General features: G+C 43.0%; 17 protein-coding genes. 15 read left to right on the forward strand and 2 right to left on the reverse strand.

All coding sequences use genetic code 11. The features are described from left to right. Positions 1-15: 15 nt before the first annotated feature. Positions 16-726, reverse strand: a complete 711-nt coding sequence (locus EMP01_RS13625; protein ID WP_129022101.1) for a YebC/PmpR family DNA-binding transcriptional regulator — start codon at positions 724-726, stop codon at positions 16-18. Between the two features lie 115 nt (positions 727-841). Between EMP01_RS13625 and EMP01_RS13630 the strand changes: the two genes are divergently transcribed. Then, a complete protein-coding gene (locus EMP01_RS13630) occupies positions 842-1,975 on the forward strand; it encodes a formimidoylglutamase (RefSeq protein ID WP_129022102.1) in 1,134 nt (377 codons plus the stop codon). Positions 1,976-2,131: 156 nt separating this feature from the next. Then, positions 2,132-3,907, forward strand: coding sequence for a glycosyl hydrolase family 28-related protein (locus tag EMP01_RS13635; protein ID WP_129022103.1), 1,776 nt, complete (start codon positions 2,132-2,134; stop codon positions 3,905-3,907). Here the strand turns inward: EMP01_RS13635 and EMP01_RS13640 are convergent. Next, positions 3,896-6,835 (reverse strand): BamA/TamA family outer membrane protein, encoded by a 2,940-nt coding sequence (locus tag EMP01_RS13640; protein ID WP_129022104.1) that lies wholly within the window; start codon positions 6,833-6,835, stop codon positions 3,896-3,898. The genes EMP01_RS13635 and EMP01_RS13640 overlap by 12 nt on opposite strands. Before the next feature lie 114 nt (positions 6,836-6,949). Between EMP01_RS13640 and EMP01_RS13645 the strand changes: the two genes are divergently transcribed. From EMP01_RS13645 to EMP01_RS13700, 13 genes are all read left to right on the forward strand, one after another. Beyond that, positions 6,950-7,852, forward strand: a complete 903-nt coding sequence (locus tag EMP01_RS13645; protein ID WP_129022105.1) for a hypothetical protein — start codon at positions 6,950-6,952, stop codon at positions 7,850-7,852. Between the two features lie 649 nt (positions 7,853-8,501). Beyond that, entirely contained in the window at positions 8,502-10,013 is a 1,512-nt protein-coding gene (locus EMP01_RS13650) for a hypothetical protein (protein WP_129022106.1), read from the forward strand. A 37-nt stretch (positions 10,014-10,050) separates the two neighbouring features. Continuing rightward, on the forward strand, positions 10,051-13,485 hold the full coding sequence (locus EMP01_RS13655; RefSeq protein ID WP_129022107.1) for a hypothetical protein: 3,435 nt from the start codon (positions 10,051-10,053) through the stop codon (positions 13,483-13,485). 42 nt (positions 13,486-13,527) lie between these two features. Continuing rightward, positions 13,528-18,027, forward strand: coding sequence for an RHS repeat protein (locus EMP01_RS13660; RefSeq protein ID WP_129022108.1), 4,500 nt, complete (start codon positions 13,528-13,530; stop codon positions 18,025-18,027). Between the two features lie 15 nt (positions 18,028-18,042). Further along, positions 18,043-18,408, forward strand: coding sequence for a hypothetical protein (locus EMP01_RS13665; protein ID WP_129022109.1), 366 nt, complete (start codon positions 18,043-18,045; stop codon positions 18,406-18,408). A gap of 96 nt (positions 18,409-18,504) precedes the next feature. Next, positions 18,505-19,512, forward strand: coding sequence for an RHS repeat-associated core domain-containing protein (locus EMP01_RS13670; RefSeq protein ID WP_129022110.1), 1,008 nt, complete (start codon positions 18,505-18,507; stop codon positions 19,510-19,512). A gap of 35 nt (positions 19,513-19,547) precedes the next feature. Continuing rightward, positions 19,548-20,144 carry a hypothetical protein gene (locus EMP01_RS13675; protein ID WP_129022111.1) on the forward strand — a complete coding sequence of 199 codons (597 nt, stop codon included), beginning with the start codon at positions 19,548-19,550 and terminating at the stop codon, positions 20,142-20,144. A 117-nt stretch (positions 20,145-20,261) separates the two neighbouring features. Then, positions 20,262-21,239 (forward strand): RHS repeat-associated core domain-containing protein, encoded by a 978-nt coding sequence (locus EMP01_RS13680; protein ID WP_129022112.1) that lies wholly within the window; start codon positions 20,262-20,264, stop codon positions 21,237-21,239. Positions 21,240-21,629: 390 nt separating this feature from the next. Beyond that, positions 21,630-22,448 (forward strand): hypothetical protein, encoded by an 819-nt coding sequence (locus EMP01_RS13685; protein ID WP_129022113.1) that lies wholly within the window; start codon positions 21,630-21,632, stop codon positions 22,446-22,448. A gap of 127 nt (positions 22,449-22,575) precedes the next feature. Then, positions 22,576-22,896: a hypothetical protein gene (locus EMP01_RS13690; protein ID WP_129022114.1), complete on the forward strand. Its 321-nt coding sequence runs from the start codon at positions 22,576-22,578 to the stop codon at positions 22,894-22,896. Between the two features lie 80 nt (positions 22,897-22,976). After that, on the forward strand, positions 22,977-23,138 hold the full coding sequence (locus EMP01_RS15555; RefSeq protein WP_161971339.1) for a hypothetical protein: 162 nt from the start codon (positions 22,977-22,979) through the stop codon (positions 23,136-23,138). A 693-nt stretch (positions 23,139-23,831) separates the two neighbouring features. Continuing rightward, the gene (locus EMP01_RS13695) at positions 23,832-24,038 is read left to right on the forward strand and encodes a hypothetical protein (RefSeq protein WP_129022115.1); all 207 of its coding nucleotides are present in this window, start codon (positions 23,832-23,834) and stop codon (positions 24,036-24,038) included. Positions 24,039-24,044: 6 nt separating this feature from the next. Next, complete coding sequence (locus tag EMP01_RS13700) at positions 24,045-24,542, forward strand: hypothetical protein (RefSeq protein WP_129022116.1); 498 nt, start codon at positions 24,045-24,047, stop codon at positions 24,540-24,542. The last annotated feature ends 182 nt before the right edge of the window (positions 24,543-24,724 follow it).

A 24,724-nucleotide genomic window follows, 5' to 3' on the forward strand; every position in this document is an offset into this window, starting at 1 on the left:
ATTTTTATCTGAATATTAAGCCATGTTATGGAATACGCGCTGTACGTCATCATCCTGCTCCAGGCGCTCAATCAGTTTAAAGATATCATCGCTTTGCTCTTCCGTAACTTCAGTAGTATTCAACGGAATCCACTCCAGCTCTGCGCTGATTGGCGTCATGTTTCTTTCCTCCAGTGCTTTCTGCATATTACCGAAGTCAGAAAAAGCGCAACGGATCACGATATTACCCTCACTGTCTTCTCCTAATTCTTCCAGGCCGGCATCGATCAGTTCCAGTTCCATGTCTTCCATGCTTAAACCTTCCGGATTTAATTTGAATACACCCAGGTGATTGAACAGGAAACCTACCGAACCACTGTTACCCAGGCTACCACCACCTTTATTGAAGTGTGTGCGCACATTGGCAACGGTACGGGTTGTATTATCTGTAGCGGTTTCTACCAGGATAGCTATACCATGCGGGCCATAACCTTCATACAGTACTTCATCAAATGTGCTGGTATCTTTACCCAGTGCATTTTTGATTGCACCTTCGATACGCTCTTTAGGCATATTGATCGATTTGGCATTCTGCATTACACGACGTAAAGCAGGATTGGTATCCGGTTCAGGACCACCGGCTTTTACAGCAATTGCAATCTCTTTACCAATACGGGTAAATTGCTTTGCCATTCTGTCGTAACGTGCAAACATTTTCGATTTACGTACCTCAAATATGCGTCCCATAGTATTATTATTTCCTTAGATTAATATTGTTTAAATGCGCGACAAAATTAATGTATTTTCGAACAATAACAAATCAATCCAAAGTACTAACTTCGCCGCCAAATAAACCATTGATATGCTTGATTTTGATGCATTCCTGAGCCATTTACATTTCCAGGACCTGATTCATCCGAGAGACTATGATTCCCTGCAGCTGGCCCGTTCTATCAAGGCCCTGAGAACAGGTGGTATAGACCTTGATGCAGCAGACATTATCCTGCTGGGCTGTGGTGAGCGCCGTGGAGGGCAGGGTACGGATGTGTACTCTGATGCCCCGAATGCCATCAGAGAAGCATTTTATGCCTTATACAACTGGTATCCTAATATACAGATTGCCGATCTGGGCAATATTATAGAGGGTGCCGCTATTACCGATACCAAAGCAGCATTACGCATTATCCTGGAAGAGCTGCACAAAGCCGGAAAGATCGTGATCCTGTTGGGTGGTACGCAGGACCTGACGTTACAGCAATACGAAGCGTTCAAACAACCACAGGAGACAATTGATGCCGCGGTGATCGACAGCCTTATAGATCTGGAAGATGAAGAAGCCCTCAGCGACAGAAGCTTCCTGATGGATATGCTGACCAGCCATCCTAATTATATTCGCAACTACAGCCATATAGGCTTCCAGAGTTATTACGTAAATCCGCGTATGCTGGAGACTCTGGACAAGCTGCGTTTCGATTTTTACCGGTTAGGTACCGTACGTAGTGATATGGAAGAAATGGAGCCTGTACTGCGTAATTGCAGCCTGCTCAGCGTAGATATGAATGCACTGCGTCGTTGTGATGCGCCTTTTCTGCCGGATGCTTCCCCTAATGGATTTTTCGGCGATGAATTGTGCCAGCTGATGCGTTATGCCGGTATGAGCAAGAAAATGTGTTCGGTAGGTATTTATGGTTATAATCCGGAAGATGATGAAGCGCGTCAGGGAGCCAAACTGATTGCACAGATGCTCTGGTATTTTATAGATGGGTACCGCATCCGTATTTCAGAAGCAGAGCCTGCGCAGAACGATCAGTTCCTGGTATATAATGTACCGTTTGCGGAGTATGATACCGCATTTCTTAAGAGCCGCATTACCGGCAGATGGTGGATGCAGATGCCGGATCAGTCTTACATGCCTTGTTCGCAGAAAGATTATGAGACCGCAGCACAGCAGGAAATACCAGAACGCTGGATGAGAGAACAGGAAAGATTATTATAATGATTAATAGCAAGAGGAAGAGGTACACACGTCTTCCTCTTTTGTTTTGTTGAAGTCCTCGAAACACTTACACCAATTACAAACCTCAACGTGCATATTCTTTTAATATGGCATATAAGGACTTCATTTTCAGCTTAAATCCAATTAAATTTGCGTATGCTACATTTGAATGGATGGCCCAGATGCCTGACCCTGCTGCTGCTCTTTTGTCCCGCTTACCTGAGTGCACAAATATTGCCTGCACATCAACGCCATAACTGGCAGGCCGTTTCAGACATACCTGTGGTCAATCCATCAATGCCCGTAATATCTATTCTCAATTACGGAGGTTGGAATGATTCCAGTGCAGATAACTCAACTGCATTATCGCAGGCTATACAAGCCCTGGGTAATACTGGAGGAATCGTACATTTTCCCGCAGGCAAATACAGATTCAACAGCACACAGCAACTACCGGCAGGCATCATTATCCGTGGTGCAGGCGCAAATGATACCCGGTTTTATTTTGACCTTGGGGGCAGTCCTTCCAATTGCTTCGAAGTGTTGGGCAGCGGAAGGGGCAATTTACGGGATGTGATCCAGGGATATACCGAAGGCAGTTCCATGCTGCAGGTCAGTGATACCAGCGGATTCAGAGCAGGGACATTTGCCGAAATAAGAGAAGATAACGGCAGCTGGGATGTAGTGCCTGCCACCTGGGCGACTTATAGCGTTGGCCAGCTATTGCTGATCGATTCCGTCCGGAATAACCAGGTATACCTCCGTCACCCATTACGCATTACCTACGATACCGCGCTGCATCCCCAGATACGCCCCATCAGCCTAAAGCAGGGCAATGGATTTTCCTGCTTCTATATAGAGCGCATTGATGAACCGGCCAGCGGGGCAGGGTATAATTTCCTGTTCGAACAGGCGGCATATGGCTTCTTGCGGGGCATAGAAAGTAATAAGAGTGTAGGATCGCATGTCATGATCAGCCTGAGTAGCCATATACAGGTACAGGGCAATTATTTTCATGATGCATTTACCTTTGACGGCGCTGGTACCCGTGGCTACGGGGTCACGTTGGACAATCATTCCGGCTCCTGCCTGGTAGAGAATAACATCTTCCGTAAACTGCGCCATGCCATGATGGTTAAGTATGGCGCCAATGGTAATGTGCTGGCCTATAATTACAGCCTTGAGCCCAGGCGCTCAGAGGCCATCCCGGATTTTTCCGGAGATATATCCCTCCACGGACATTATGCCTATGCCAACTTATTTGAAGGTAATGTGGTGCAGAATATAATCATAGATCATTACTGGGGCCCATCGGGACCAGACAATGTATTTCTCCGTAACCGTTCGGAACTCTATGGCATTATCGCTACCACTGGTACTCCGCAAACTGCAGAGCAGGCGTTCATTGGCAATGAGACCACCAATACAGGGTCACTGATGGGCAACTTCAGCATTCCGGGATCCGGGCATTTCAGCTATGGGAATAGTATACTGGGTACAGTTCAGCCTTCCGGTACCGGAATAGTTAATGACACCTCTTACTACCGCAAGACCGTGCCCGCATTCTGGTATATACCTGTACCCTGGCCATCAATCGGCTATCCGAATGCACTAAACCAGTATATGATTCCGGCTAAACAGCGATATATGGAGCAGCATTACAGTATGTGCAGCGAGACGGAACTGGGCAATCCGATGACTATAAAAGAACTAAGCCAACCTGATATAACTGTGTTCCCGAATCCCTCTCAGGGTATCATTAATCTTCCTGAGGGAGAAAAAGTGTCTTATATAAAGGACCTGCAAGGACGCAATATCAACTGGGCACAGTCGGGCTCAAAGGTAAACCTGACTGGTGCAGCACCGGGAATGTATCTTATACACACCGTTTCCGGAAAGCGTGTAAGGGTAGTGGTTTTATCACAACCTTAATGAAAAATGCAACATCGGTGACTGACTGAAGTTATACGGAAAAGCCAGGTCGAGCCTGATAGGATAGCCTGCCAGTATGGTTTTGGCACTGATACCGAAACTATGCCGTTGTTGCCATAGCGCATCCGGCTTCCAGGTTTCCCTGGCCCAGGCTACATCTGCAAAGGCTCCTAATTGTAGTCGGTTTACGAAAGAATAGGGTGTTTTATAATCAAACAAGCCATCGAAAATCTGTACATATACATCAGTATTCAGCAAACCATAAACATTACCATACAGGCTGTTCTGTTTAAAGCCACGTAATTGCGTCACCAGGCTCTGGAATACATAGGGTGCCTGCTGGTTGAATAATACAGAAGAGTCTACTTTACCATTTACATTATGATCTACACCGCCGAATGTGTACAGGATATGTTCCCCGCCACCACTGTAACCGGCTTTCAGTTGCGTAACCCAGTTAATGGCTTTATGTAATGGTTGATGCCATTCAAACTGATTACTGATGCCATAAGTAAATGCCGGATTTTTACTGCCGATCTGCATCATTACATCCAATAATAATTTATTGCGAAAGCCGCTGTAGAAAGCATTATTGTGTACTGTTGGTTTCAGGTGGTTGTGATTCAGGGCTACTGTATTCATGTTCCATTGCTCCTGCAATGCCGGATAAGGCAGGCTGTACGGATCCGTAGCCAGGAATACCGTACGGCCTTTACGATAAGCAATCGTAGCACTTACTGCACTATGATAGGTGAACGGATAATTAAAACCCAATTCATAATAATACGTCTTTACTTTAGCCGCAGCCGGGTAGGGAATACCCTGTGCATCTACCCATGCCTGTCGGGGATCAGGTTTCAGGCTTTCTACCTTGCGGAAATATAGTGCATACCAGTCCAGTCGTTTTTGTTTATTATGATAGCGCACAAAGAAATCACTGCCTTCTGTACCAGCCGGTAATTTATAGCCTATACTGAACTGATGCTGCTCAAAGATATCGCTGTACCCACTGCTGAACATGCCACCGATCTCCGGATACTTATACGTGCCAAGATAGCCCTGATAAGGTTGCAGACGATTAATAAAATAATCATTATTGATCGCCGCCTGGAACCAGAGGCTATGCAGTTGCAGCCGATAGGACTGTACTTGTTTAGGATCAAAAATGGTATAATCTTTTTGTATGCCGGTATCCTTATTACTGCCCAAAACCTGCTGCAGGAAAGAATTTCCGCCCTGTGATGTATACTTTGCTTCCAGTGTGGCAATACTGTCGTCTGTCTTTTTCTGCTTGTGATACGCCAGTAACCAGGTTTTCCGGTGTTGCGACAATGAAGTATCTGTTGCAGATAATGCGGCCTGCAATTCTTGTTCAAATACAGAGCTGTCGCTGATCAGCAACTGTTCTGCTTTACCTTCCATAGCATTACTATACCAGCCATAAGTCTTTCCTTTTATGGTATCTGCAACAATACTATCTTTTATACGGCTATTCTTTTTTAGCTTGATCAGATCAGGATAACCGCTGTAGTAGCGGATTGTACCTGTTGATTTATCTGTATTAAGCAGTATATTATCTGCAAGATCATTGGTCACCGGGATTACTTTCATACTACCCGGCAGGAAACGGATCACATCACTTCGGCCTTTAGTATAGGCCGTCATCAGCCACTCCCGTTCACTCACCGCTTCAAAACTACTGATGCCATCTATACCGCGGGGTAATGCGCTGCGCTTAAGTTTCGCACCGGAACTGCTGTATTCCAATACCTGCATACTTCCTTTTTCCGGGGCAATGATATAGATGCGTCTCGCACTTACCTGTACCAGAGGATAGGTATCCCAGTTATGATTACTGATCCATGAGGGTAGTAAATAAGTATATAATTTCTTCGGTTTCTGTCCCGCCTGCTGCATCCATACACTGCGGCTTTCAGTACCTTGCCTGATCCATAGTGCAGAAGAAGTATCTGCATTAGTCCATATTAATTTAGCCTGATGATGCTCCAGCAGCGAATCTGCGTATGATAATACCGGGGCAGCAGTATCATTAATCTGCTGCGCTTGTCCGTAACGGCTGTATAAAAATGCCATGTACAGGTCCTGCAATTGTGCGAAGGAGCGCTTGCAGACCAGGCGTACGGCTACGGCAAATGTCTTTTTCTTCCGGAGCTGAAACAGGATTTGTTTTACCGCATCTTTACGATACGTCTGTTCGAGAAAATAACAGAATCCTTTTACGGCAATGAGCTGTTGCTCGGGTGTGGTTTGTATCACGGTAGACCAGGTTGGAAAGACCTGACGATGATAGTATTGATATAATACATCATTATCAGCCATAGAGAACCCTGTAGCCATATATTGTATGCACCCCTCCTTAAACCATTGCCAGTCCAGCTCATTGGCCGTACTGCGTATGTCCGTACCATTAATATAACCAAAGGATTGCTGCCACATATTGCGTACAAAGGCTATGCGCAGCTGTGCTGTAAAATCTGTATAACTGCCATTAAAACCCAGTATGATGCGATTGCCTTGCCGGGCTATTGTGGGGAAAGCCTGTGTACCCGCATCCCAGCTCCCAATGCGGGATGCATAAGCCTGGCTTACAGCAGGATAAATAATCAGGCTCGGAGTGCCTTTTACCGACATACCGGTTTTCTTTTCCACAATCGCCTTCTCCTGTAGGTAATGTGCCAGGGTGAATGCGCATACACTATCCATACCCGCAGGATAATACATATGAGCATTCGGTGTTTTGTATACCTGCCAGTGCCACCCGTGATAAGGCATACGGTATGCCGGTACCAGCTGGTTCAGAGCCGGAACAGATTGTTGTGCATTTGTTGTACCATGTGAAAATAAGGCCAGCAACAGGCTGCAGCACGTGACGGTATAGGTATATATAGTATTGAAAAAAGTTTTCATCGATCAGGTGATCTGGCAAAATTCCGGCAAAGTAACCACAAAATATGATAACTTGCGGCGCAATAAGTGAGGCTTTCTATGCATATATGCAGGAAACCACACCTGTCTGATGTTATGAAAATGCTTAAGTACCTCTTTATCACCGCCATTACAAAAAGTCTTCCGGGCTGCGTCATGTCTTGTCTGCTGGTGCTCGCATCTTTGCAGCAAATGAGCGCACAAGATAAAGTATGGCAATCGGTCAATACCCAGAAATCTAAGGTACAGGAAAAGGCGAAAGTTCAGCAACAAAAAGCGACAACCCGTTTAAAGCAGTTGAAAACATGGGGTACAGACAGCAATTACAGGCATGCTGTATATGTTGGCGGACGCTTACATACCACAGGCTGGAGCGGACAGGTACACTATCATTTCAACAAAAAGCCTAAGGATGAAAGCTTCATCCGCCTGCAGATCGCAGAGATCCGCCATGAAAAGGAAGTACGGCAGCAAAGACAGGATACCGCTTACCGCGGACTGACAGCCTACCGGCCGTATATATTTGGCAAGCAATATAAAGTCTATACCGCACAACTGGGTTATGGTCGTGAATGGACAATCGTCCCGTCTATCCTGCAAGGCAATATAAGCCTGAAAGCCAGCCTGGAAGCAGGGATTTCACTTGCCCTGCTGAAGCCCGTATACCTTAATCTGCTGCGATACGATGCCCAACAACATGCCTATGCCAGTTCAGAAGCCTATACAGCAGACAATCAGGATCTGTTCCTGAGCCGTAACCGAATATTGGGCGCGGATAAGTGGAGTAAAGGTTTGAATGAATTAAGGTGTATACCCGGTATATATATAAGTCCCTCCGTAATATTCAGTCCCGACAGGCCGTCTGGCTTTGTGCAGCAATTCCAGATAGGCGCACAACTAGCCTGTTACACCAAAGCGATACCCGTGTTGCTGCAACAGAAGAACACCTTCTGGCAGGCTTCATTCTTTGTCGGTATGAGTTTGGGTAAGCGCTGGTAGCTTTGTTTATTATTGTTTAGGATACGAATCTATTATGTTTTAAGCATTCAGATAAAACAGACATTTTCATTTTACGCTAGATCTCTTTGTGTTTTGCCTTTCTTTTGTCTTGATACAAAAGAAACAAAAAATCAAGGCTGTATACATCCCTGGCTAAAAATCAATGTGTCGGTCAGTCGCAAACGCAAACTCGCTGCACTCAGACAGTGGTTTGCAACTTATAGACCGAGCCAATGATTTTATTAACGCCGGATGTATAATGCCGGCCCGGGCGATCCGGACTATCCAAAATTCTATAATTGACTTAAAAATAGGCTGCTCCTTTTCACTTAATGATGATTATCATATCTCTGTACCTGATGTGAATTAAACTTTATCATATCATGATCAGATATTTAACTGATTTATGAAACAGTATATCAAACTATCACTTCATAGTGATTATGGAGTGTGCTGAAATGCAATACAGTAAAAGATTCTATCCCTCATTTTCTGTTTTTTACAAAAATGGGAAATATTTTATTAAAAAATATTTCATTGATTATTAATAACATTTTTTCACATTCGTGCATAACTAGTAGAGAATTTACCAAAAATAATAATACTTTTGCGCACCCTCTAAAGCCCCTTTGCTATACTTAAATTCGCTATGTTCAAGTCGTTTTTATTATTGCTATTGTGTATACTCCCGGCATGGATCTGTGCCCGGGCACAGGAGGCATCTGCCATTGAAGATAGTACAGAGATCGTGCATGCCGCAGAGGTGTATATCCAGAAGCAATACCGCCATCACCTGCAATACCAGCAGAAAGCTTCACGCGCACAACAACGCATGCTGCGTAAACTGCAGCGACAGGAGTTTCGTCTGGCCGCCAAATTGCAACGCAGCGACAGTACCTTATATGCACAGTATGAGAAACTAAATGCAGCCAATTTTGACAGCCTGCGCAAAACAGCAATGGATACGGCTTTACTGAACAAACTGGCCGGAATGCAACCGGTCAAAGCATTGGACAGTCTGAAGAAAATACAATCCTTTATACAGCAAAAAATACCTGGTGGCACAGGTTTATCCGTACCCGGTATGGGCCAGCTCAACAGTCAGCTGAATGCACAGGACTATCTGAAGAACCAGGTCAAAAAGCGCAGTGATGCACTCAACCGCTTACTGGCAGGGTCTCCATTCGCATCGAAACTGGGCAAACTCAACAGGACATTCGGTTACGGTACACAACAGGCTGGGTACTGGAAGAAAATTGTACAGGACCCTGATGCCGCAGAAGAGAAAGCCCTTGATCTGCTGCAGGGTATAGAAGGATTTAATGAGATGCTGTCCCGCTCCTCACTACCGGGCATGTCTTCCGCAAACCTGAGTGAGCAGGACCTGAAGCAAATGGGCTACCAGACCAAATCCTCAGTCAATGCGGCATTGGAACAGCAGTTTGGCAATCAGCTACAACAGGTACAGCAACAGGCCGCACAGCAGGTGCAGGACTATAGCAAACAACTGGGACTGGAGAAACAAGCAGCCAAATTGAAACAGGCTGCGCAAAGTCTGCAAGAGGCTAAAAATACCATAAAAGATACCAAAGATAAAATCAATCAGGCAAAGAATGGCCTCCGCAATCCTATGGATGATCTGAAGAACCCGATGCGGGGCATACCATTCTGGCAGCGCTGGGAATACCAGTACAACCTGCAAACACAAAGAGCATCCCCTAACGGGCAAAAGCCTGTTATGGTACAGGCCGGGTTGAATGCCGCTTATCGCCATAGCCCACACATCAGCATCGGTATAGGACTGGATGCCAGCCTGGGACTGGGCCGCGACTGGCAGCACCTGAGATTAAGTTATGAAGGCCTGGCCGGAAGAGTGTTCCTGGACGGACAACTGATCTGGGGCATCAGCCTGCAGGGTGGTTATGAGAAGAGCCTCAAACCCCTGAACAGGCCTTATGTACAGTTGCAGGAACGTTATGGCAATGCCTCCAATGTACGCACGGCTATGGGATTATTACAGGATGCAGTTTATATAGGATTGATGAAGACCTATCGCATTAACCGCAATCAGCAGGGCACCTTCCTGATCGGCTATAACTTCCTCAACGATAAAACAGGCATCAACAGCCCCTGGATCATCCGGCTGGGCTATAAATTATAAAGATCACAAATAATATTTCACCTAATTTTTTTGTAGTATGAAGCACACAAAACCATTAATGCTGGCAGGCCTCTTTATGATGTCTGCCGGGATGAGTACCGCCCAGGATGTGGGCAAGCTCTATAGTCCCAATCTCTTTGACGGAACCGTCAATGTCAACATCCCCATTTATGAACAGTATGGTATGGGTATCTCCCTATCCTACAACACCAAAGGTGTTCCTGTGCGCGAGCTGGCCGGCCCGGCCGGTCTGCACTGGAACCTGAATGCAGGTGGGAGTATCAGCAGGGTAATCAAAGGATGGCCAGATGACTGTAACTTCCCGGTAGATACCAGTATACAATACGCTTTGGACCCTATACATGGAATTCCAGCAGTTGCAGCGGTGTACTTGTATAAAGGTCGTTTGCAGGTGGCCAAGGAAACACCCGCAGAAAGGGCCGATACTAAAATATTCCGCGATACGGAAAGTGATGAATACTATGTATCTGCCGGTAATATGAGGTTTACCTTTTATATCGGAGAGAATGGGGGTATTTTTACCAACAGTTTTTCCGATTATGAAATCCGCTTCTTCCGCGATGGTGCCTACCGCCTGGCTAGCGACCAGAGTAGTACAGTGCCTTATAGCTATAATCAAGGTACACCTATTTCCATTCTGGATAAGAAGAACAATGTAACCTATTATTTCGGCCCCGGTGTCAAAAAGGAAAATGTAGTAACGGCTTACTATTACAGTGAATCGGCTTTCATGGCCATGCCTAACGACCAGCCGGAATATTTTGCAGGATATAAGATACCTTTTGTGACCAACTGGAATCTTGATTCTGTTCGTTATGATGCCAGCAGGATGGTACGCTATACCTATACCCGTTTTCAGATTCCGAATTATATCGCACAGGACTCTTCCTGGGTAAAGAAGAGGTTTACCAATCAGGTATACAATTCTACTATAGACATTGCACCTTATTTTAACAAAAGCGATTTTGATTTGGTCAGTGCAATCAGCTATCCAAACGGTACTCGTGTTGAGCTGGTATATGAAAATTCACGCATGGAATTCACTCCCTCTTCACCATATTCCTCCAATCCTGACAATACGTTTCCTAAGTTGAGTGAGGTGGTGGTCAAGGAGAGGGTAAACAGTATGCGCTATGTATTTGACCATGCTTACTTTCACAATCCAAGCGGAAAATCTTCCGCACAGGAAGTCTTTACTAATGTGGGTGATGAACGGGATCGGTACAGTTTGAAATTAAAGGGCATCCGCCAGGTATCGGTCGATGGCACCTTGTCGCAACCCTTATATACCTTTGGATATAATGATCTGATTCAGCGGCGCTTTGGTGGCGGTCTTGACTTCTTTGGTTACTTTAATGGCCAGAATATGGGGGTGGCAGCACATTCTGTTTATCCAGACGCCAATAAAACCCACGATGCGACTTATGCACAATATGGCCTGCTGAAATCAATTTCCAGCGGTACCGGAGGAAAGGTTACATTTACCTATGGTGCCCACCAGCTAACAGATGTAAACTCTGTCCTGATGGCCGCAGATCTGGACCTGGCCGGCACGGATGCCAATGACGGGGTGCGCATCGAATCTATTGAGACCACAGACCTCAATGATACTACTGTATATGCCAAAACCAGGTTTACCTATTGGGTTGGCCAGCGCTTTCTGCCCAAAGGATTTACCAGAGATGAATCGACCGTACGTAATGTTGGTTACGGCAAGAGTGATCCGGACAACCCTGTCCTTTTTAGTACCATCCGTAACTGGTATGAAACATTCGTAAGTCCGATGAACCTTTATTATGGTTCTAATCATGGTTACACAGGTGTATTTGCGGCTCAGACTAACCAGTACGGACAATTACTGTCCCGGACAGAATATGAATTTTCCAATTTTAAAGATGGCAATGCAGCACCTAAAATCCTGGTGACTGGTGGTGGAGCCCTTGCTATTGATAAGCCCTATACACAGAAACAACGCATCAAGGACTGGGAGATTGGCTTGCCTTTGGCTGTGAGACATTATGACAACAAATCATTATTAATCTCTGAAACAATTACAGAATATGAATCCATCCTGGACACAACCAGTTCTGTAACCGCTGGTTTAAATGAAGCGAAACGTACTGTAGAGCCCAAGGCAAGTGGTTGGTTATGGTCTGATGCAAATGAGGGGACTATCCAATGGCTGGCTGATTTTGATGTGATCCTGGATCCGTATAAGCCTTACCGGGGTCAAAGTCTTCCAAAGAAAGTCATTACCAATAAATATGCCTCCGATACCCGTTATATGTCCGATTCAGTATTATATACTTATGACAGTCGTTACAACCTGAAATCAAGCCTGGTCAATAACAGTCGTGGTGATGTGCTGCAGCAAGTGAATATTTATAACTATGATCTTCCTGATACAACTGTTAACCAAAGCGTTGATTTGACGCAGCTCAGAAATAAAAGCATGGAAATGCTAATAGGTACAGAACAGTGGAAAATGGGTACAGGCACTTTCTTGCAGCAATGGCAAAATGCCAAACTATTAGCTGCTTCTATGTACACCATGGGACTGAATGGTGATGTACCGGTAACTAAGGGAGTATTTAACCTGGAGACGGTGGATCCTGTAGGTTATAACACCTACACGGGTCTTAGTACCATGCCGGTTCTCCCTCCTTATACCAACGTTGGATTTACTTATACCAATACTGCCGCGCTTCCTGCAAATGTAGCGCCGGTGACTACTGTTCAGGCATTCGATAGCAGGGGTAATGTTACAGAGACCTATATTCATAATAGCAAACAATACAAAACCATTTTCTTTGATCAGACCAATGATAAAAAAATTGTAGAGATCGGGAATGCCCGCAAGACTGATGTGGCTTATGCCGATTTTGACCAGAATGTACAGGGGAATATTACGTTTACCCAGGGCAATATTATTTTTCCGGGTTCCGGTATCAGTAATCCTAATGCACCTTCATTGGGAGTGCCAGGCGTAAAGCCGATGTCTGGTAAAGGATTATATGTATTGACCGCTACCAGTCAGAAAGACCTGTATACCACAAGCCTGAGCACCGGTAAGGAATACCGTGCTACGTTCTGGGCTACGGATAATGTGACCCCTTCTTTCGGTATTGAAAATGGAATACAGTTCACGTTGAAGCATATTGCTACAGTGGGCCGCTTTAAGCAGTATGAAGCTTTCTTTAGTCCATCTGCTGCCGGACAGAAGATCGGTTTCCATACCAGTACCAATGTGGGCATAGAAGACATCCGTATACACCCGGTAGAGGCAGCCATGCAGAGCTGGTATTATGAACCTTTGTTCGGTGCCGGATCGGCTACTGATGCCCTGGGTCGCATTACCTATTTTGAATATGATAAACTAGGCCGACTGTTGCTGACCCGTGATCAGGAAGGTAATATCCTCAGCAAAAATGAGTATAGTGTAATCAACTAAAATCCATCACCTTTCGGAGTACAATCCGTTAAAATATATTATATGTCAAATAGACTTTCCTATATATACCGGTCTATAATACCGGTGCTGGCCTTGCTTTGCGGCGGGCTGGCGTACGGGCAGACCAATACGCCCAATACGACACAACAAACAGTAGCCGGTAGTGTAACCCAAACAGTACCTATCCCGGCATCCACCACACCCTGGGGCATTCAGACCCTGACGGTACTGGTCCCCAAATACCGCGATACTACCTCTGCACAGTTTACCTACAGCACTACTGCCGATAAGGCGGCTATGACCGCCACAGCCCTGAGCGGACAAGGCAACCCAGTGCAGGTGGGCGTCCGCAGGGGTAATAACAGCTTTATCATACAGCCCAGTGATATTCGTAATCTGCCCGATGGCTACAGCTTCCAGCCATATCCTTCATCTGCAGGTTATGACATCAATCCGATCTACAGGTCTACTCAATACCACAATGGCACCCTGTATCCTTCAGAAGGTGGTACCGAGGTAAGCACTGCTGGCCTATCAGCCTCTATGGTCCGCAATACCTCCAGCAGTACCGAACACAGTAGTACCACTTATGCGCCGGGCCGCAGCCGTATTGGACAGGGTAGGGGTACCAAAACCACCCTCGTCTTTAACGATGCCAATACCGGGTCGGGGCTGCCACAGGCGGGCATCCGCATCTGGGATATTGGTAGCGGCGTACCACAGGCCAATGGCTATTATGCCGCTAACGCCCTGAAGGGTAGCCTGATCACCACCGCACAGGGAGGAGAGAAACTGGTGCTGGAAGACCGTGAAGGTAAACCAGTGTATGAGGCCAGCCTGATCAGCAATAGCCCTAAGACCTATGCCCGCACCTATTATGTGTATGACGAGATGGGCCGCCTGCGCTATGTATTACCACCCAAGGCCGTAGAGGCCCTGGAAGCCGCATCAGGCGTGGTGAGTACGGCTGTGGTGAATGAATTATGCTTTAGTTATTTCTACGATGCCAAAGGCCGCCAGCATTCCGTACACAAACCCGGCGAGAATGGCTATACTGAACTGGTGTATAATAAAGAAGGGCAGGTGATCATGCGCCGTAACCCGGTCGAAAAGGCTAAAACTTTATGGGAAGTAATCTTCTATGACCGTCCGGGTCGTGTGATCGCTACCGCTATCCTCACCAATACCGAGAGCCGGGACAGCTGGCAGACTGCTGCGAATAGCGAAAGTAACGGTAGCACCACGGGTACGATCAATTATTACCTGTGGGGAACCGGAAGGTATACTTATCCGGGTACGGTGACCGGGCTGGATATACAGAGCCTGAACTACTATGACAATTATGATGCTACACATGCATTGTCGCCCGAGAACTTCAGTACTCCTATTATCGAACCCTACCTGAGCAGTGCAACTAACGCAGAGTTATTTTACACTGGCGGCAGCACCTATGGCCTGCAGACCTATAGCAGTATAAAAGTAATCAAAGCAAACGCTAGCCCTTCTGTTACCATGCTGCAGGACTGGACCTACAGCAAGACCTTCTATGATAAAGAGCGCAGACCGATCTATACCGTGTCTCAACATGCCAAAGGAGGCAAGGACACTGCTGCGATACAGTACAGCTATACCGGACAGGTACTGGTTACCGCGCATGGGCACCAATACTTAAATGGCAGCGGACCTGCTTTCCGTGAATGGTACCGCAATACCTATGATGCGCAAACGGGCGAGCTGAGCCTTAGTGAACATAAGGTCAATAATATTGCCTGGCAGGTGATGAGCAGCAACACTTATGATGCCCTGGGTCGTGTAGCCAGTACCACTTATGGTACGAATGCCGAAACCCAGAACTTCAGCTATAACATCCGTGGTGAGCTGCAGGGGATCAATGAAAACTTTGCCCTTACGGGTAGTAATGGCGGACAGTCCATCACCTTTGGGGAGGCCCTCCGCTATGACTATGGCTATGATAGCCTGCGCTATGACGGGCTGGCGGCCGGTATGATCTGGAGAGGATCCGCTGCCGGTAATATGGGTGCCCATAGCTACGGTTATATATATGATCCTGCAGGCCGTATGCTCAGCGGTGCTTATAGCCGCAGCAATGCCGGTTATGTAATACCGACAAGCTGGAGCAACAGCAGCCAGGATTACAGTGAGACGGTTACTTATGACCAGGGTGGCAATATCCTGAGCCTGAAACGCATGGCTGTAGTGGCGGCCAACCAGATGGTGTACCCGACTACCGTAGATAACCTGACCTATACGTACAATGCCAACAGCAATAAATTAAGAAAGGTAACGGATGCGATTACGGCCATTTTTAACCGCGGCGATTTTGTGAATAACCCAAGTTATGGTAGCGGGTATAATTACGATGAAGGGGGTAATATTGCACGCGATAGCACCAAGGGTATTATCAGTTCCAATATTACGTATACCTATTTCAATAAACCATCCTTTATTACCTTCAACCCTTCGGGACGCCTGTATTACAGTTACGATGCAGCGGGTAATAAGCTGCAGGAATATATCAATTATAACAATGGCCCCCGTATGAACTATATCGGTACTGCCTTGTATAAGAATGATACCCTGCAATCAATCAGTACACCAGTGGGCCGTACCGACATGACTAAATCTGTACCACAGGAGCAGTATTTTGTAAAAGATCACCTGGGCAATGTACGCAGTGTAGTAGCAGATGCTATAGGTTCGGGAGGGATCGGGAATCTTGCCGCACAGCAACAGACCTATAATGCTACTTATGAGACCAGCAATCTGAACCAGGAAGAGCAAACCTTTGACCAGGTAGCGGTATTGAGCGAAGATAAGCCGGAAAGTACCAGCAGCAGCGACAGCAAAGCAGCCTTGCTGACTACGGGCAATACCAGTACGCCTAATGTAGGGACCACTTTACTCTTAAAAGTAATGGCGGGCGATAAGCTGAGCCTGAATGCCGATAACTATTATGAAAGTACCGAAACAAACAGCAGCAATGTAAGTGGCAGCAGCTTTGAACAAGTAGTGAATAGCCTGGCACAAGCCGCCGGACAGCTGAGTGGCACTGAAGGAACCATAGCCAGCGACTGGGCCGCACAAATGCTGAACAGTAGCAGCCTGCAGCAGGCCTATAATGCGCTACAGGCTTCAGCGACGGACCCTAACAAACCCAAAGCCTATCTGAGTTACCTCTTCTTCGATGAGCAGATGCAATTGGTACCGGAGTACAGCCGTATCTGGCAGGCCGATGGGGCAGGCAACTGGAGCCGCATCGGTACAGATGCTACAGAAACGATGGATGCACCGCAGAATGGTTACGTAGCCACTTATATCAGCACCCAAAGCGCCGAGCCTACTTATTTTGACAATCTTGCTTTAACTTTGCAGCCAGGTATATTGCTGGAGGAAAAGCACTATTACCCTTATGGTTTACCGATTGTTGGTATGGGTAGTACTTCTTCCGGAATGTTACCTAACAAAAACCGTTACCAGGGCAATGAATACCGCGAAGATATAGGCCTGAACTGGATGGACTTCCATAACCGTCAGTACGATCCGCAACTGGGTCGTTTTATGGGTATAGATCCTATGGCAGATGCTGCTGGACAACAAGCCTTAAGTCCTTATCATGCGATGGCTTGTAATCCATCTACCTTAACCGATCCGCTGGGATTATATGTAAAGGGTGAAGCTCATAATGGTGGTACTCCTCCAGATTATGCAATGGAAATGCTAATGAGGTTCCCAACGATGCCGAATTTCATGGCGCGTTATTTGGATTTTGGAGAAAGAACAGCTCAAAAAGATATGGCTGAGAGAGAGGCATGGTTAGAAAATGCAAGGAAAAGAATGGCTCTTAAGAACACTACTAGTGAGGGTGTTGCATTCTATGGTACAGATGCCCAAATGGTATTTTCGTTATTTATTCAAGCAGAGAAAAATAATGCGAATAATTCAACAACAAATCCTCTATTAAATACATCTACACTCCTAAGTGCTTTGTTAAGCGCCTCTGTGAACAATAACTCAAATTATGAGAATATACAACTAATGATCTGGGAAGTTGAAAGTGAAGACACCAAAGCGGATTTAGGCCATACAGCATTACAAATTAGAGGAATTGTCTATGGATTTTATCCAACCACAAATATTTATAACTCTAAAGGTCAGTTAAAGATACATAAAACACGAAAAGAATTTATTAGTGAATATCATGATGACTTTATAACTGTATACGACGTTAAAATTCATAAAGCAATGGTATCTGTTTTGTTGCAAATAATGAAACAAACTGTAGAAAATCCACCAAACTATTCTGTTGTAGGAATTAATTGCACTAGTTTTGCAGTACAATCTTTATTAAAAGTTGGAATTCCAATACTTCCGTCAAATCCCAGTTGTACTAGTGAAGGATATTATTCTGGGTTAAGGATGGAGCCCCAGCAATTAAATACAATACTTCAACAAAGACAAAATCAAAACACCTTTCAAAATGTGAGGTGTATTCAAGTCCCTAATTATTATGTTGAACCTTAAAAATATTAAACTAATATGAAACATTATATAACATGGATTATAGTAATAATATTATTTGTATCTTGTCAAGAGCAAAATCCCAAAGAAATTTACAATTTTCTATCCTCTCGGAACTCTGATAGTGTAATGAGAGGTGTCGCCAAGCTCAATGCAACTGACACATTCGGAGTGCAGTTTGTTCTTAATACAATATATAATGACAGAAAAATATCTCATAGGGCGGAATTATATGGGCAGAACGTGTATCAGGTTAAAATGGAGGCGCTGAAGAGAATTTCCAAGTTAGATCCTCCAAACCCAATGAACTCAACATTTGATACTCTAAATGTTGAATTTTATAAAAATTGGGCTATTCAATCGGGGTATTTAAAAAATCAATAACTTTCTTTTAGTATTGTTTATTCGGCATAAAGCAGGCTTCGGTCTGCTTTTGTACTTTTAGATTAATAATACCGTGAAGATATAGGCCTGAATTGGATGGACTTCCATAACAGGCAATATGATCCGCAACTAGGCAGATTTATGGGTATTGACCCTATGGCAGATGCCGCAGGGCAGCAGGGTTTAAGCCCTTACCATGCTATGGCTTGTAATCCATCGACAATGACCGATCCTTTGGGATTATTTGCAACCGGACCAGCTCATGAGGGTATGTATTCAAGAAAACCAGGTTTGGCTGCGGTGCCATTGTATTATGTTTTATTATGCACACCACTATCAAAGATTCTTGACATGATGTATGGAAGTGTATTCTATTCTGCAGACCAGAAAATGGAAGAGGTATTAGCAGGATTTTATAGCGATATGGCTGCTCATGATGCTATGATTGCGAAAAGATATAATGCAATATTAGAAATGGTATGGCAAGATGCTATTGCTGAAACTGCTGGATTAACTGCAGGTGTAAAATACGATGTTTCTAAAGGAGGGAAGATAAATTATTCACAAGATGGTATGGATCCTGCTGAAAGAGCAGGGAATGAAAATAAGGCCCCAGAGAAAACAGCGTGGGGTCTGGATAAAGATAATATTTTGGATATTGAGGAATTACGAAACTGGCGACTTAGAGGTAATGGAGCACCCATTGAGATAGATGCTTCAAAATTGAATATCGGTGAAATTGACTTGTCGAAATATGAAGATGGTAAATCATATTCTTTATTTTTGTTTGGGAATTTTTTCTTTGGAAACGGAGGCTTTTATGAAGCAAGAATTATCGGGGGTGTAACTGCAACCTATAGAGCTAAGATGGGAGGGTTTGAATTAGAACCAAACTTGCATACATTTAGTAATATAGGAGTAGAATACGGACACCCATGGAAGGGAACTCAAGTAATAAGGAATTTAAATACTTGGATTGGTGGCCTAATTGATGGTGCTGGCACAGATTTTATGATTCATTTTCGAGGAATTGCTAGACCAACAGCACCTAACCTTCCGGAATACTGGGAATATGAAAGATTCAAATCTCCCGGAAACTGGTAGTAGTAATTTGAAATTATTTATTTCTAAAACTAAATATGAAGTACATTTTAATTTTTATTTTATTTATTATTTATTCCTGTAATGATCTCAATAATATAGATGTACAAGGCAAGTATTCTATTGAAGACAATGGACTAGGATCATTTTTAAAGCCATTAAATGCAAAAAACAATAGAGCAACTATATACCCATCAATTACTCAATATCAATACGACGGGGATTTTCTAGTTGCCGAGCAGATACCTGGAAACCCACACAATTTAAAAAGTATAATTGGCTTTGATTTGTATAATTATTTTAAAATATATTCTCAGTACTTAAAGGATAGTAATTATTATCACATGGCAACACAACATAAGAAATCTACTATTACAAAAGACAGTATATTATATAATATTTTTATATCAAAAGGTGCTAGCCACCAAAATACATCAAAAGATATTAGTATAAGGAATGAAATTGCAGATAGTATTTTAATTAATGATAATTATTATAAGAATATATTCAGTCATGATACTAATTATTGGATTATTAAATTTGATAATGACAGCTTAATAGGTCCTTTAACCAAAGAAGAATTAGATATTACATTTAATAGATTAATGATTTCAGAAAAACTAAGACTGAATTAAGGCAATTAACAAATCATTTATATATACTAAATTAACATTCCCCTACCAAAAGCAGGCTTCGGCTTGCTTTTGGTAATTTTGAACAATTAGTATCTTGAAGACATAGGCCTGAATTGGATGGACTTTCATAACCGCCAGTATGATCCGCAATTAGGTCGTTTTATGGGTATTGATCCAATGGCCGATGCTGCTGGGCAGCAGGTATTAAGTCCGTATCATGCTATGGCTTGTAATCCGTCAATCATGATAGATCCGTTAGGGCTGGAACCCAAATATAGTGGTTATGTAGGAGGCCGTCCTGATGTTAATATGGAAATCTTAATGAGGTACCCAACTATGCCGAATTTCATGAAAGGAATTTATGATTACGGTGAATATTCGGGCAATAAAATGTTGGAAAATCAGCAGCTTCAGCGATTGATTGAAACTAATATAGATGCATATCTAGCTACTGTTGGTGGTGAAGGCGCAAGATACTATGGCGGCCAGGCTCAGGTAATGTTTGCAAGATTTCAGGCGGAACGGAGGCAATCTTATCCTTGCTCAAATACACCATCATCTGGATATCTTCCTGCAGATGGGACTGCAATGGGAGGAGTAGGTATTGAAATTACGCAGAGTTCTCAAGAATTATCTGAAGTGGCTGTTAAGTTTGATATAAGTTGGGGAGGAGGATTCACAAAATACTCTAGCGGTTATTCTGGACAACAATCAAGTGGGGGAGGCGACCCGTCTGGGTGGAGTACCGCAAACACCGTGGTAGGAGCAACAAGTGTAGTACCTTCTACCATAGAAATGGGAACGAAAATGATTATACGAAGTGCCACCTATACCGATGACATAGCAAGGGTTGCGAAGATGAGTTCGAGAACAGGAAAGATATTAGGTTGGGGAAGCGTTGGTTTAACAGTACTTGATGGTGCAACAAATGGTTGGAAAAATCACCATACAGCAGATGTAATCATAGGTAGTGCTCAAACACTATTGTTGGGGGCAGGTCCCGTCGGTTGGAGTATTGGTTTGGTGTGGCTAACAGCTGATTTAATTACTACCGGAGTAACTGGTAAATCAATAACAGAAAATCTATTCGATTAACTATGTATAACTTTGTTTTTTGGTTTTTTTATAAATTTTATGAATGGAAGGATAAAGATGATTCCACTCTTGTACCAGCAGCACCAGCTGTAATAGCAGGGCTTATCCATTCATTTTTAATTTATTCAATTTATAGATATGCAACTCATACTAATCCTCTCGAATGGGGTACTGGGTTAAGTTATGGACAGAGAAAGTATTTAATGTTCCCATTTGTTATATTGCTGTTTTTTTTAGTTTGGTTTTTTTATTACCGTAAGAAAGCCAATGAAATACTTTCGAAGTATGAGGGCAAGAATCCGTTTACGGTAAAGAATATTTTGTTGATAATTTTGATAATGATGGTACCATTGATAATAGCGATACGGCTTACGAATATGTCTTTGTAATTTGTTAGGAAAAGCATATTCTGGCGAAACTCCATCAGATGTTAATATGGAAATATTAAGAATGTTCCCGACGATGCCGAATTTCATGAAAGGAATTTATGATTACGGTGAATATTCGGGCAATAAAATGTTGGAAAATCAGCAGCTTCAGCGTTTAATTGAAACTAATATAAATGCATATCTAGCTACTGTTGGCGGTGAAGGCGCAAGATACTATGGCGGCCAGGCTCAGGTAATGTTTGCAAGATTTCAGGCGGAACGGAGGCAATCTTATCCTTGCTCAAATACACCATCACCTGGATATCTTCCGGCCTATGCGACTGTAATGGGAGTAGTTGGAACAGAAGTTACGCAGAGTTCGCAAGAATTATCTGAAGTTTCAGTTAAGTCGGATATTAGCTGGGGAGAAGAGTTTGCCACAAAAATGGATGATTGGATGAAACCTACTGGTATGCCATTATCTGGTATAGAATACAGCTTAGGTAAAGCGTTAAAAGCATCTGACGCAAATGATATGATAAAGAGCTTTAATCAAGGTTCTTTATTAAGGAATAATCCATATTTAAAAACTCGTCCTGTAAATGTTCATATTCCAGGGGGAGTAAGAGTTGAAATTCCGAGAAATGTAATTAAAAACATTGGAACTGGTTTACAAGTTTTTGGAATTGCTTCTGCTGTTGTTGGTGCAGCAAGTGATATCAATAAATATAGTAACGGGGAAATTTCAGGTGCACATTTAGCTGTCAATTTAGTTATGAGCGCTGTTGGTTTTATAGGGCCTTGGGGTGCAGTAATAAGTATTGCCTATTCGTTGACATAAAATTACATGTGGGGAGAACCTGATAAAAAATAACAGTATTATGATTTTTTACAAACGTTTTTGTTGCACGATATTCTTCTTTCTGAGAGATGTAGCTCGATCGGACATCCCCAAATTTGCTACATTTATGTTCACTTTATTTTTGTTTACATTACTATTTTATGGTGTTGATAGTATTTGTTTTTTGCTTTTTAACACACCATACTACTTTGGCAAATGGGAAATGTATGCAATATTAGGCTTTGTCGGTATAGTGAATTATTTGCTTTCATTTAAGAATGATAAATTTTTGCATTATCGTAATCAACAATTACATCCATTATTAACAACTATGATTATAGTAATTATATTTGGTGGCAGTCTGGTGTTGATATTATATGCTGGTCCAAGGAATCTTCCTATAGCAAATATTTCTCAAGGTAACAAATTGAGAATATTTCAGATTTGACATTTTTAAATGGCAGCATTTTAATTAAAATTTCGATTAATTCTCAATCAGCATTTTTTTCACAACAAGCAGGCTTCGGCTTGCTTGTTGTACTTTTGGATAATGAATACCGTGAAGATGTGGGCTTAAACTGGATGGACTTCCATAACCGTCAGTACGATCCGCAACTGGGTCGTTTTATGGGCATAGATCCTATGGCAGATGCCGCAGGGTTTAAGCCCTTATCATGCTATGGCTTGTAATCCATCTACCTTAACAGATCCGCTGGGATTATATGTAAAGGGTGAAGCTCATAATGGTGGTACTCCTCCGGATTATGCAATGGAAATGCTAATGAGGTTTCCTACTATGCCCAATTTCATGGCGCGTTATTTGAACTTTGGTGAGAGAACAGTAATGCAGGACATGGCTGGGCAGCGGATTATGGCCGAATATCGGATTAAAGATTATTTCCTATAGCAAAGTTTAGGAGTTGCTGTTGAAGGGCTTGTTATAGGGAATTACTCAATTTCTATTTACACGGGCATTTGTGCTCAAGTGGCCTTTATGGGACTACAAAAAGAAGAGTTTGATTACAATATGAGCCAAACATACAAAGGATTGGCATATATGAATTCTCGAGGAGCTAAAGCTTGGTACACTGATCCTAGCGAAACAATTAACCTATTCAAATCTAAAAATGATGTTTACAATAGGTACAGCAATAGTATTCCGATTAGAAGTAGGGGACAATATCTTTTTTGTAACAGGATGGTAACTTACCAGGATTTGCTCAGGATGGTAGTGGCGAAGGGTTCGAGGATTTTTGTACAGATGATCCAAGAGACGTAAAGGCCTTTGATTTTTTACTAGCAAGTAAAAACCGTGCTTATAAGAAGGCAATTGAAAAAAACGATCCTTTTATATTGTGTTTGTTAGTATGCCAATCAGAATTAATGGCTCAAGGATTATCTTTACTTCATAATAATGGAATTTATATGGGTGCCAGAGGATTTGTGATGTATAGAACAGATAATAATGGAAATCCATCTATTAATGGAGTCAGTGGTGAGCAATATAGGAATTTGAATGATGGAGTATTAATCCTATATCGTAATGGAAAACAATTAGGGCAAATAAAATTACCATGGAATCCTAAATAAAAAATTATGAATAAGAAATATTTATTTGGAGTAATTATACTCAATGTTTTCCTTTCTTGCAAGAATAATAATGGCCCCAAAGCTACAATTGGATATAGTGACAGCAACTCTGTTTCTTCCGTTGGAGATGGCTCGATCTTTTTCTTTCAAAATTATGCATTAAAAGACTCGTTGGCACAGAGAATTATTAACTTTGGTGGTACGATTGCCTATAAGAAACTACATGAAATGTATACAGCTGCCGGTCTACCAAGAGAGTTTTACTACTACTCATTAATGATGGCCGATATTTATAATTATAATAGAGCTTGCTTTGATGCATCAGCTGTTATGTACTCTAAGAATAAAAATGGTATTCATGAAAAAATAGCTACTTATTATCTACTAAAGTCTTACGAAGGTAATTATGAAAGGGCAAAACAGAAGGTTCAATATACATTTGGCAGTAATCCTATACCTTCATCAAAAGAATACTTGAACAACTTATCTTTATCTGATCAATAGTTGATGATAATATTGCTAATTTGATATTTTTAAATTAGTCATCAAATTCAAATACTACATTGATCTTCAATCAATATTCTCAATACAAAAGCAGACTTCGGCTTGCTTTTAGTATTTTTAGAGGATACTCTTATCCTTTAAGAAGGAAGAGAAATAAATTGATAACTATATTCAATGAAAAG

Origin of the sequence: Edaphocola flava (assembly GCF_004118155.1) — a bacterium.
Lineage (GTDB): Bacteria > Bacteroidota > Bacteroidia > Chitinophagales > Chitinophagaceae > Edaphocola > Edaphocola flava.